At 70.1% G+C, this 11790-nt stretch carries 10 protein-coding genes; 2 read left to right on the forward strand and 8 right to left on the reverse strand.

Going from position 1 to position 11790, the window contains the following annotated elements; genetic code table 11:
• Nucleotides 1–63: 63 nt before the first annotated feature.
• The 8 genes from mmsB to ACIBST_RS36560 form a co-directional block, all read right to left on the reverse strand.
• Nucleotides 64–1323, reverse strand: coding sequence for a multiple monosaccharide ABC transporter permease (gene mmsB / locus ACIBST_RS36525; protein WP_397178135.1), 1260 nt, complete (start codon nt 1321–1323; stop codon nt 64–66).
• A gap of 5 nt (nt 1324–1328) precedes the next feature.
• Complete coding sequence (mmsA, locus tag ACIBST_RS36530) at nt 1329–2858, reverse strand: multiple monosaccharide ABC transporter ATP-binding protein (RefSeq protein WP_352326443.1); 1530 nt, start codon at nt 2856–2858, stop codon at nt 1329–1331.
• Between the two features lie 61 nt (nt 2859–2919).
• On the reverse strand, nt 2920–4038 hold the full coding sequence (chvE, locus tag ACIBST_RS36535) for a multiple monosaccharide ABC transporter substrate-binding protein (protein ID WP_352326442.1): 1119 nt from the start codon (nt 4036–4038) through the stop codon (nt 2920–2922).
• 207 nt (nt 4039–4245) lie between these two features.
• The gene (yjfF, locus tag ACIBST_RS36540; RefSeq protein WP_397178188.1) at nt 4246–5220 is read right to left on the reverse strand and encodes a galactofuranose ABC transporter, permease protein YjfF; all 975 of its coding nucleotides are present in this window, start codon (nt 5218–5220) and stop codon (nt 4246–4248) included.
• Between the two features lie 5 nt (nt 5221–5225).
• Nucleotides 5226–6239 carry an ABC transporter permease gene (locus ACIBST_RS36545; RefSeq protein WP_397178136.1) on the reverse strand — a complete coding sequence of 338 codons (1014 nt, stop codon included), beginning with the start codon at nt 6237–6239 and terminating at the stop codon, nt 5226–5228.
• Nucleotides 6239–7747 (reverse strand): sugar ABC transporter ATP-binding protein, encoded by a 1509-nt coding sequence (locus ACIBST_RS36550; protein ID WP_397178137.1) that lies wholly within the window; start codon nt 7745–7747, stop codon nt 6239–6241. The genes ACIBST_RS36545 and ACIBST_RS36550 overlap by 1 nt, the downstream gene beginning before the upstream one ends.
• A 52-nt stretch (nt 7748–7799) precedes the next feature.
• The gene (locus tag ACIBST_RS36555) at nt 7800–8786 is read right to left on the reverse strand and encodes an ABC transporter substrate-binding protein (RefSeq protein ID WP_397178138.1); all 987 of its coding nucleotides are present in this window, start codon (nt 8784–8786) and stop codon (nt 7800–7802) included.
• A gap of 452 nt (nt 8787–9238) precedes the next feature.
• On the reverse strand, nt 9239–9988 hold the full coding sequence (locus ACIBST_RS36560; RefSeq protein ID WP_397178139.1) for a metallophosphoesterase: 750 nt from the start codon (nt 9986–9988) through the stop codon (nt 9239–9241).
• A 71-nt stretch (nt 9989–10059) separates the two neighbouring features.
• Between ACIBST_RS36560 and ACIBST_RS36565 the strand changes: the two genes are divergently transcribed.
• Together ACIBST_RS36565 and ACIBST_RS36570 are read left to right on the forward strand one after the other, a co-directional pair.
• Nucleotides 10060–11538: a PLP-dependent aminotransferase family protein gene (locus ACIBST_RS36565; RefSeq protein ID WP_397178140.1), complete on the forward strand. Its 1479-nt coding sequence runs from the start codon at nt 10060–10062 to the stop codon at nt 11536–11538.
• Between the two features lie 36 nt (nt 11539–11574).
• Nucleotides 11575–11760: a DUF4236 domain-containing protein gene (locus ACIBST_RS36570; protein WP_352326433.1), complete on the forward strand. Its 186-nt coding sequence runs from the start codon at nt 11575–11577 to the stop codon at nt 11758–11760.
• Nucleotides 11761–11790 lie beyond the last annotated feature (30 nt).

Genomic DNA, 11790 nt, shown 5'->3' on the forward strand with positions numbered 1-11790 from the left:
GACGCGGCCTGGGGCTCGGTACCACGGGTTCTCCTTTCGCGGGTCTTGCCGGGCCTGCGGCGGTCAGCGGGAGGCGCCGGCGCGCCGCTTGGTCCACACGTCGAACGCGACGGCGGCCAGCAGCACGGCGCCCTTGACGAGCATCACGCGCTCGCTGGGCGAGCCGATGAGCGACATGCCGTTGTTGATCACAGCCATGATCAGACCGCCGGTGATCGCGCCGACGACCTTGCCCACGCCGCCCTGGACGGCCGCGCCGCCGATGAAGGCGGCCGCGATGGCGTCCAGCTCGAAGCTGTTGCCCGCGGTCGGGCCCGCCTGGTTGAGCCGGCCGGCGAAGATGATGCCGGCGATGGAGGCCAGCACGCCCATGTTGACGAAGATCCAGAAGACCACCGACTTGACCTTGACGCCGGACATGACCGCCGCCTGGAGGTTGCCGCCGATGGCGTAGATCTGCCGGCCGAAGACCGTCCGGTTGGCCATCAGCGAGTACGCCAGCACCAGCGCGGCCAGCAGCACCAGCACCCACGGCAGGTTCTTGAAGCGGGCGAGCTGCACGACCAGGAACAGGATCAGCGCGGCGCCGGCCGCCATCTTCAGCGCGAACACGGCCATCGGCTCGACCGACTGGCCGTAGCCCCGGCGGGCGTTGCGGGTGCGCCACTGCGCGGCGACCATGCCGCCGATCGCGACCAGGCCGATGAGCAGGCTGAACAGGTCGGCGCCGCCCAGCGGGCCGAGGCCCACGTTGCCGAGGTAGCCGTCGGTGAAGCCGTTGGCCAGCGTACGGACCTGGTCGGGGAACGGGCCGATGCCCTGGTTGCCGAGCACGGTCATGGTGAGCGCGCGGAACAGCAGCATGCCGGCCAGCGTGACGATGAAGGCCGGGATGCCGAAGTAGGCGATCCAGTACCCCTGCCAGGCCCCGATCAGCGCGCCGGCGGCGACCGTGATCAGCAGGGCCAGCGGCCAGGGCAGGCCCATGTTCACCATGAGCACGGCGGCCAGCGCCCCGGTGACCGCCACCACCGAGCCGACCGACAGGTCGATGTGCCCGGCGATGATGACCAGGATCATCCCGATCGCCAGGATCAGGACGTAGGAGTTCTGGACGATGATGTTGGAGATGTTCTGCGGCTGGAGCAACGCGCCGTCGGTGAGCACCGAGAACAGCACGATGATCAGCGCGAAGGCGATGTAGATGCCGCTCGAACGCAGGTTCAGCGACAGGCCGCCGAGCGACACCCGGCCGGGCCGCCGCGGCGCCTCCCCGTCGCCTCCCGCGCCGACCTGCACGTCGGCGGGCGTGATGCTGCTCATCGGAGCTACTCCTGTCCCTTGGTCATGAGATGCATGAGGCTTTCCTGGGTGGCCTCCCGGCGGGGGACCTCGCCGGTGACGCGACCTTCGGAGAGCGTGTAGATGCGGTCGCACAGGCCGAGCAGCTCAGGCAACTCACTGGAGATCACCAGCACGGCCTTGCCCTGGTCGGCGAGGCGGTTGATGATCGTGTAAATCTCGTACTTGGCGCCGACGTCGATGCCGCGGGTGGGCTCGTCGAGGATGAGCACGTCAGGCTGCGTCAGGATCCACTTGGAGAGCACGACCTTCTGCTGGTTGCCGCCGCTCAGCTTGCCGACGACGCTGTTGACGCTGGGCGCCTTGATGTTCATGCTCCGGTGGAACTCCTCGGCGACCTTGTACTCCTCGTTCTCGTTCACCCAGCCGCGCCTGGCCAGGCCCTTGAGGCCGGCCGCGCTGATGTTGCGCTTGATGTCCTCGATGAGGTTGAGGCCGTACCGCTTGCGGTCCTCGGTGGCGTAGGCCAGGCCGTGGCGGATCGCGTCCTGCACGTTGCGGATCTCGATCGGCTTGCCGTCCTTGAAGACCTTGCCGGAGATGTGCACGCCGTACGTGCGGCCGAACAGGCTCATCGCCAGCTCGGTGCGCCCGGCGCCCATCAGGCCGGCCAGCCCGACGATCTCGCCCCTGCGCAGGGTGAGGGAGGCGCCGTCCACGACCTTGCGGCCGGGCTGGCTCGGGCTGTGGACCGTCCAGTCCTCGATCCGCAGGACCTCCTCGCCGATCGTCGACTCGTGCGGCGGGAAGCGGTTGTCCAGCGCGCGGCCGACCATGCCGGAGATGATCCGGTCCTCGGTGACGTGGTCGGTGGCCATGTCCAGGGTCTCGATCGTGCGGCCGTCGCGGATGATCGTGACGGAGTCGGCGATCGCGGTCACCTCGTTGAGCTTGTGCGAGATGATCACGCAGGTGATGCCCTCGTCCCGCAGGCCGCGCAGCAGGTCGAGCAGGTGGGCCGAGTCGTCGTCGTTGAGCGCGGCGGTCGGCTCGTCGAGGATGAGCAGCTTCACCTCCTTCGACAGCGCCTTGGCGATCTCGACGAGCTGCTGCTTGCCGACGCCGAGGTCGGAGACCGTGGTGGTGGGGTTCTCCTGGAGGCCGACGCGGCGCATCAGCTCGGCGGCCTCGTAGTTGGTGCGGTTCCAGTCGATGAAGCCGCGCCTGGCGCGCTCGTTGCCGAGGAAGATGTTCTCCGCGATCGACAGCTGCGGGCTGAGCGCCAGCTCCTGGTGGATGATGACGATCCCGGCGTGCTCGCTGTCGCGGATGCCGGCGAACTCGCAGCGCGCGCCCTCGAAGGTGATCTCGCCCTCGTAGTCGCCGTGCGGGTAGACCCCGGACAGCACCTTCATCAGCGTCGACTTGCCGGCGCCGTTCTCGCCGCAGATGGCGTGGATCTCGCCGCGCCGGACGGCCAGGTTGACGTCCTGCAGCGCCTTGACACCGGGGAACGTCTTGGTGATCCCGCTCATCCGCAAGATGTGCTCGGTCATATGCCCCTCGCTCAGGTGTGGGAAGTGCCCCCGGGGGACCGCCGTCCCCCGGGGCGGGCCCTTACTTGAGCTGGTCCTCGGTGTAGTAGTTGCCGCCGACGATGATCTCCTTGTAGTTGCTCTTGTCCACGATCACCGGGTCGAGCAGGTAGGAGGGGACGACCTTGTTGCCGTTGTCGTAGTCCTTGGTGTTGTTCACCTCGGGCTTGCCGCCCTTGAGGACCGCGTCGGCCATCTTCACCGTCTGCTCGGCGAGCTTGCGGGTGTCCTTGAAGATGGTGGAGTACTGCTCGCCGGCGATGATCGACTTGACCGAGGCGAGCTCGGCGTCCTGGCCGGTCACGACGGGGTAGGGCTGGCCACTGGTGCCGTAGCCGGAGCTCTTGAGCGCCGACAGGATGCCGATGGACAGGCCGTCGTACGGGGACAGCACGCCGTCCACCTTGGTGCCGCCGGTGTAGGTCTTGGTGAGGATGTCCTCCATGCGCTTCTGGGCCGTGGCCGGGTCCCAGCGCAGGATGGCGGCGGTCTTGAAGTCCTTCTGGCCGCTCTTGACCAGCAGGGTGCCGTCGTCGATCTTCGGCTGGAGCACCGACATGGCGCCGTTCCAGAAGAACGTGGCGTTGTTGTCGTCGGGCGAGCCGCCGAACAGCTCGACGTTGAACGGGCCCTTCTTGCCGTCGTCCACGCCGAGGCCCTTGAGCAGCGAGGTCGCCTGCTGCACGCCGACCTTGAAGTTGTCGAAGGTGGCGTAGTAGTCGACGTTGGGGCTGTTGCGGATCAGGCGGTCGTAGGAGATGACCGGGATCTTGGCGTCGGCGGCCTGCTGGAGCTGCGAGGTGATCGCGGTGCCGTCGATCGAGGCGATGATCAGGAGCTTGGCGCCCTTGGTGATCTGGTTCTCGATCTGGTTGGCCTGCGTCGGGATGTCGTTCTCCGCGTACTGGAGGTCGACCTTGTAGCCCAGCTGTTCGAGCTGCTGCTTGACGTTGTCGCCGTCGTGGATCCACCGCTCGGACGACTTGGTGGGCATCGTGACGCCGATCAGGGCGCCCGCGCCGCCGGCGGCGGCCGACGTGGAGGCGTCGGCGTCGACCGTCTTCTGGCTGGAGCCGCAGGCCGTCATGGTCGCGGCGAGCGCGATGGCGGACACCACGCCCCCGATACGTCCCAACCTCATGTGGCACTCCTTGCAATGGGGGTTGCGGCAGCGGATGTGAGCGTTAACTGCCGATCATGCGGAGGACTCAGTCACAGAACGTGCCGAATCAGAACAAAGTTCTCGCTTCGTTCCCGCCGATTGTTATCGCTAACAAAGACGATGTCAACGGTTGAGGATAACCTGACGGAAACCTTTAGGTAACTTTCACGGCAGACTCCTTGCAGGTCAGCGCCTTGGGCGTGCGCTGAAGACCCGTTGCAGCACGATGAAGACGAAGAGCAGCAGGCCGATGAAGATCTTGGTCCACCAGGAGCTGAGCGTGCCCTCGAAGCTGATGATCGTCTGGATCAGGCCGAGCACCAGCACGCCGAGCACCGTGCCCAGCAGGAAGCCGCTGCCGCCCGTGAGCAGCGTGCCGCCGATCACCACGGCGGCGATGGCGTCCAGCTCCATGCCCACGGCGTGCAGGCCGTAGCCCGAGAGCATGTAGAACGACAGCAGCACGCCGCCGAGCGCCGAGCAGAAGCCGCTCACCGTGTAGACCGTGATCTTCGTCCGGCCCACCGGCAGGCCCATGAGCAGCGCCGACTGCTCGCTGCCGCCCGTCGCGTACACCGCCCGGCCGAGCCGGGTGTAGTGCAGCACGTACGCCGCCACCAGCACGACCGCCACCGCGATGAGCACGCTCGGCGAGATCCACAGATCGGCGAACAGGTCGATCCTGGTCTGCGCGAACGCCGTGAACGTCGGGTCCTCGATCGGGATCGAGTCCGTGCCGATCGTGTAGCACAGCCCCCGGGCCAGGAACATCCCGGCCAGCGTCACGATGAACGGCTGGATGTCGAAGGCGTGCACGATGTACCCCATCACCAGCCCGAGCCCGGACCCGACGGCCAGCACCAGCGGCACCACCACGTACGGCGGCCACCCCGGCCCCGACATCAGCGACGCCGAGATCATCGTGGACAGCGCCACCACCGACCCCACCGACAGGTCGATGCCCCCGGCCAGGATCACGAACGTCATCCCCACCGCCACCACCAGCAGGAACGCGTTGTCGATGAAGACGTTGAGCACCACCTGCCCGCTGGCGAACCCCTCGTACCGCACGCCGCCCACGACGAACATCGCCACGAACAGGCACGCCGTCACCAGCACGGGCAGGTGGCGGGCCGGCAACGCGACCCGGCCCACGGTCATGGTCGTCACAGGGTCACCCGCACTTTCTCCTCGGGGGCCGGGCTGGGCGGCGCGCTGCCGGCGCGCCGGCGCAGCGCCTTGGCGCGGAACGACGGCGACTGCACGAGGCAGACCGCGGTCACGACCAGCGCCTTGAACAGCAGGGTCGTCTCGGGCGGCACGCCGATGGAGTAGATCGTCGTGGTGAGCGTCTGGATGACGAGCGCGCCGGCCACGGTCCCGCCCAGCGAGAACCGGCCGCCCGACAGCGAGGTGCCGCCGATCACCACGGCCAGGATCGCGTCCAGCTCGATCCACAGGCCGGCGTTGTTGCCGTCGGCGCTGGAGACGTTCGAGCTGATCAGGATCCCGGCGATGCCCGCGCACAGGGCGGCGAAGGCGTAGACCATGACGACGATCCCGCGCGACCTGATGCCCGCGAGCCTGCTGGCCTCGGCGTTCCCGCCGACCGACTCGATCAGCAGGCCCAGCGCCAGCCGCCGGGTCAGGAACGCGGTGACCGCCAGCACGACCGGCACCAGCAGCACCCCGAACGGCACCGCCAGCAGATACCCGCCGCCGATCAGCTTGTACGACGGGCTGTTGACCGTGATGATCTGCCCGTCGGTGATGAGCTGGGCCAGGCCGCGCCCGGCCACCATGAGGATCAGCGTGGCGATGATCGGCTGGATGCCCGCCTGCGCGACCAGGAACCCGTTCCAGGCGCCGAGCAGCAGGCACAACCCGAGCGCGAGCGCGACGGCGGCGAGCACGCCGGCGTCCTCGCTGATCCGCAGGCAGGCCAGCGCGCCCGAGATGGCCACCACCGAGCCCACCGACAGGTCGATGCCGCCGGTCGCGATGACCAGCGTCATGCCCAGCGAGACCAGGATCAGCGGCGCGCCGAAGCGCAGGATGTCGATCAGGCTCCCGTACAGGTGCCCGTCCCTGACCTGGACGGACAGGAAGCTGGGGGTGAAGAACACGTTCAGGGCCAGCAGCAGCGCGAGCACCGCCACGGGCCACAACAGCCGCCGCATCAGGGCCGCCCTCCGCTCGCGATCGTCTCCATCAGCACGTCCGTGGTGAGGGCTTCGTCGTTGGGCAGCTCGGCCACCAGCCGCCGGTCGCGCAGCACCTCGACCTTGTGGCTGAGCCGCAGCACCTCCTCCAGCTCGGCGGAGATGAACAGCACCGCCATGCCGCCGTCGGACAGCTCGGCGACCAGGCGCTGGATCTCGGTCTTGGCCCCGACGTCGATGCCGCGGGTGGGCTCGTCGAGGATGAGCAGCCGGGGCTCCAGGATGAGCCAGCGCGCCAGCAGCACCTTCTGCTGGTTGCCGCCGCTCAGGTTCCGCACCAGGTGCTCGGGGTTGGGCGGGCTGATCCGCAGCGCCTTGACGTACCGGGCGACGAGCTCGTCCTGCTGCTCGCGCGGCACCGGCCTGGTCCAGCCCCGGGTGGCCTGGAGGGCCAGGATGATGTTCTCGCGCACGGTGAGGTCGGGGATCAGGCCGTCCTCCTTGCGGTTCTCCGAGCAGAAGGCGATCTTGTGGTTCATCGCCGCGCGGGGCGTGCGCAGCGCGGCGGGCGCGCCGCCGACGGACAGCTCGCCGCCGCTCGCGTGGTCGGCGCCGAACAGCAGCCGCGCGACCTCGGTACGCCCCGAGCCGAGCAGCCCGGCCAGCCCCACGACCTCGCCCTCGTGGATGGTGAGCGAGAACGGCTCGACGGCCCCGGCCCGGCCCAGCCCGCGCGCCTCGACCAGCGGGCGGTCGAAGACCCTGGCCTCGCCGTGCAGGCGTTCGAGCGCGGCCAGCTCCTGGCCGATCATCTTGGCGACCAGGTCGAGCTGGGGCAGCTCGCGGGTCAGGTACTCGCCGACGAGCCGTCCGTTGCGCAGGATCGTCATACGGTCCGAAATTTCGTAGATCTGGTCGAGAAAGTGGGAGACGAAGAGGATGGCGATGCCCTCCTCCTTGAGCCGCCGCATCACCCGGAAGAGCTGCCGCACCTCGTCGGCGTCCAGGCTGGAGGTGGGCTCGTCCAGGATCAGCACCCGGGCCTCGATGTCGACCGCCCGCGCGATGGCCACCATCTGCTGCACCGCCGGCGAGTACGCCGACAGCGGCGCCGAGACGTCGATGCTCAGGTCCAGCCCGCTCAGCAGCTCGCCGGCCCTGGCCCGCACGCGTTTCCAGTCGATGCGCCCGAACCTGCGCGGCTCGCGGCCGATGAAGATGTTCTCGGCCACCGACAGGTTCGTGCAGAGGTTGATCTCCTGGTAGACCGTGCTGATGCCGCCCCGCTGCGCCTCGGCCGGGCCGGCGAAGGCGACGGGCCGCCCGCCGAGCTCGATCGTGCCCGAGTCGGCGGGATGCACGCCGGTGAGCACCTTGATCAGGGTGGACTTGCCGGCGCCGTTCTCGCCCATGAGCGCGTGCACCTCGCCGGGCAGCAGCCGCAGGTCCACGCCGTCCAGGGCCTTGACCCCGGGAAACTGTTTGCCGATCCCGTTCATCGTCAGGACCGGCACGGGTGCGGCCATGCGCCTCCCCTTCCGCCTGAAGGGGCCGGGCCACCGGGCCCGGCCCGCCCGATCAGTACTGACGGCTGGACAGGACCTGCTTGGCCTGCTCCTGCGTGAACGTGGCCTCCTCGGTCACCACGCGGGCCGGCACCTGCTCGCCCTTGACGACCTTCTTGGCCAGGTCCATGAGCTGCGGGCCGAGCAGCGGCGAGCACTCGACGATGTAGTTGATCTTCCCGTCGGCCAGGGCCTGCATGCCGTCCTTGACCGCGTCGACCGTGATGATCTTGATGTCCTTGCCGGGCACCTTGCCCGCGCCCTCGATGGCCTCGATCGCGCCCAGGCCCATGTCGTCGTTGTGGGCGTAGAGCACGTCGATGTCCGGGTTGGACTTCAGGAAGGCCTCCATGACCTCCTTGCCCTTGGCCCTGGTGAAGTCGCCGGTCTGCGAGGCGATGACCTTGAACTTCGGGTCGGCGCCGATGACCTGGGCGAACCCGGCCTTGCGGTCGTTGGCGGGGGCCGAGCCGGTGGTGCCCTGGAGCTCGACGATGTTCACCGGGTCCTTGGCGTCCTTGTACTCCTGCACCAGCCACTGACCGGCCTTCTTGCCCTCCTCGACGAAGTCGGAGCCGAGGAAGGTCTTGTACAGGGAGGTGTCCTTGGAGTCGACGGCGCGGTCGGTCAGGATGACCGGGATCTTCGCGTCCTTGGCCTCCTTGAGCACCGTGTCCCAGCCGGACTCCACCACCGGCGAGAAGGCGATGACGTCCACCTTCTGCTGGATGTAGGAGCGGATGGCCTTGATCTGGTTCTCCTGCTTCTGCTGGGCGTCGGAGAACTTGAGCGTCACGCCCGCGTTCTTGGCCGAGTCCTGCACGGACTTGGTGTTCGCGGTGCGCCAGCCGCTCTCCGCGCCGACCTGGGCGAAGCCCATGGTGATCGAGCCGTCGCCGCTGCCGCCGCTGCCGCCGCTGCCGCCACTGCCTCCGCCGCAGCTCGCCACCGACATCGCGGTGAGCCCGGCGAGCACCAACGCCGAGATCCTCTTGAACACGTGGGGGGTTCCCTTCTCATGTGAGCGCTAACAACCGAAGTCGGCTGCCGGCGCCTTCCTGCCTCGGGGGCCTGCGCGGTCCCGTCGGGCCGTGCCGTCTCGCGTACCGGCGACCGCGGGGTGCCAGGAGGCGGGCCGCCACCTCGCCTCCCCGGCCGCGACCGAGGGGAGACGGCCCCGGACCGATCCCGCGACCGCTCCTTTCCTGGCTTGGCCACGACTGTGAACGTTAACAAGCCCATCCGTCAAGGGCCCTCCGCATCACGGTCACGTCACGCCGGACACCCCTTGACTCCAGGGGCATTACCTCCCTAACGTGACGCCGATCACCTTTGTTAGCGGTCGCTTCGACTGGTAGCGCTAACAGTCCGCTGATCCGAGGAGCACCCCCATGAAACGAGCCGTCCCGGCGCCGGGAAGCCCGCGGCCTCCCGGCCCGCCGCCGTCCGCCCTCAGACCGGCACGACGCGGTGGTGGGTGGTGATCCGGCCGTCGTCGTCCAGCACGTGGAAGACGAGCCCCGGCGGGAGTTCGTAGTCGGCGCAGCCGGCCAGCGTGGTCGCGCCCTCCCAGGGCAGCCGCAGCGTGGAGACCACGCCGGGGGCGGTGAGCAGCGGGCGTCCGGCGAAGGCGGTGGCCGCCGCGGTGTGGGCGTGGCCGACCAGCACAGCCGTCACGTGCGGATGCCCGGCCAGCAGGCCGGCGAGGCGGTCCGGGGTCTGGAGCATGATCGTGTCGACCGGTGAGTGCAGCGTCGCGGGCGGGTGGTGGAAGGCCACGAACACCGGCAGGCCGCCTTCCGCGCCGAGCACGCCGTCGAGCCAGGCCAGCGTCTCGTCGTCCAGGTGGCCCTCGGGCCGGCCCGGGATGGAGGAGTCGCACAGCACGTAGACCGCCCCGCCGGTGCGGTGGACCCGGTTGACCGGCCCGGACGCGGCCGGCTCGCCCAGCAGCACCCGCCGGAACTCCTCCCGGACGTCGTGGTTGCCGGGGCACACGAGGACCGGGTGGCGGGAGGTCAGCAGCTTGCGCGCCTGCTCGTACTCCTCGGGCAGACCGTGGTCGGCGATGTCTCCGGTGACGAGCACCGCGTCGAGGTCGTACGGGAGAGCGTCCAGATAGCGCATGACGGCGTCGGCGCGCTCGACGGACCGGTCCGAGCCGCCGACGTGGATGTCGCTGAGATGGGCGATCACGAGCATGGGCAGAACTTCCTTTCGAGGTACGCCCTCGACGGTAGCCGCCCACCGGCCCACCCGTAAGATCCGGTTTTGTGGCGAAATATTGGGCCAGTTCCGGAGTGGACCTGCATCTGGAGCTCGATCCCGCACCCGGACGGCGGCGGGCCGTCGAGGACGCTCTGCGCGCCGCCGTCCGCGACGGACGGCTGCCGCCCGGCACCCGCCTGCCCTCGACCAGGGCGCTCGCGGCCGGGCTCGGCCTCGCGCGCGGCACGGTGAGCGCCGCCTACGACCAGCTCGCCGAGGAGGGCTACCTCACCACCCGCCCGGGTTCGGGCACCGAGGTCGCCGACGCCCTTCCGCCCGCCCCCGCGCCGATCGGCTCCCCTGCCGCCGCCGGACCGCCGCGGCCGATCGGCTCCCCTGCCGCCGCCGGACCGCAGCCGGTGCACGATCTTCGGCCCGGCCAGCCGGACGTGTCGGCCTTCCCCGCGCGGGCCTGGGTGCGGGCCACCCGCCACGTGCTCGCCGCGGCCCCCGCCGACGTCTTCGGCCCCTGCGACCCCCGGGGCCGGATCGAACTGCGCACCGCGCTGGCCGGCTACCTCGGCAGGACCCGCGGCGTGCGCACCACTCCCGACCGGATCGTCGTCACCACGGGCTTCGTCCAGTCGCTCAACCTGCTGGCGGAGGCGCTCGGCGAGGGCCCGTTCGCCATGGAGGACCCGGGGCACGACTTCTACCGCGAGGTCCTGCGCCGCGCCGGCCGCGCGATCGTCCCCCTCGCGGTGGACGAGCAGGGCGCCCGTACCGGCGACCTCACGTCCGGGGTGGCCGCCGCCGTGCTGACCCCGGCGCACCAGTACCCGACCGGCGTGCCCCTGGCCCCGGCGCGCCGCCGCCTGCTGCGCGCGTGGGGCGGCCCGGTCATCGAGGACGACTACGACGGCGAGTTCCGCTACGACCGCCGTCCCGTGGGCGCCCTCCAGGGCATGGCCCCCGACCAGGTCGTCTACTGCGGCACCACGTCCGAGTCACTCTCCCCTGCGCTGCGCCTGGGCTGGATGGCGCTGCCGCCCGCCCTGGTGGGCCCGGTCGCCGAGGCCAAGCTGCACGCCGACGCCCACACCGGGGTGCTGGGCCAGCTCGTCCTGGCCCGGCTGGTCGACGTCCACGACTACGACCGGCACGTCCGCGCCGCGCGCCTGCGCTACCGCCGCCGCCGCGAGCTGCTGCTGGCGCGGCTCGGCCCCGGACCGGCCGCCCCGCTGCCCGGCGCGCGCCTGCCCGGCGTGACCGCCGGGCTGCGCGCCCTGCTGCTGCTCCCGCCGTCCGGGCCGGCCGAGTCCGCCGTGCTCGCGGCCTGCGAACGGCGCGGCATCGCCCTGCGCGGCCTGAGCCCGCTGCGCCAGACCCCCGGCCCCGGCGGCCTGCTGATCGGGTACGCCGCCCCCTCCGAACGCGCCTTCCCCGCCGCTCTCGACGCCCTCGCCGACGCCCTGACCTGGGCAACCGCCGAGAGAAGCGCGATCAACGCCGAAAACCCCGATAATTCCGGCGTTCCCGGGTAGTTGACGGGCTCTCACCGACCTCGACGGAGGAGTCCGATGAGCTGGAGCTACCGCAAGACGATCAAGCTGGGCCCGGTCCGGCTGAACCTGTCCCGCGGCGGCGTTGGACACAGCTGGGGCAACCGGCTGTTCAGGGTGACGCGTACCGCCGACGGCCGCCGTACGCTGTCGGTCAATCTGCCCGGCGGCTTCCACTGGCGCAAGACACTCAGCGGTCGCTGACCCCCCGACGGAACGACGGGCCGGAGGCGC

It is taken from the genome of Nonomuraea sp. NPDC049684 (genome assembly GCF_044465345.1).
GTDB lineage: Bacteria > Actinomycetota > Actinomycetes > Streptosporangiales > Streptosporangiaceae > Nonomuraea.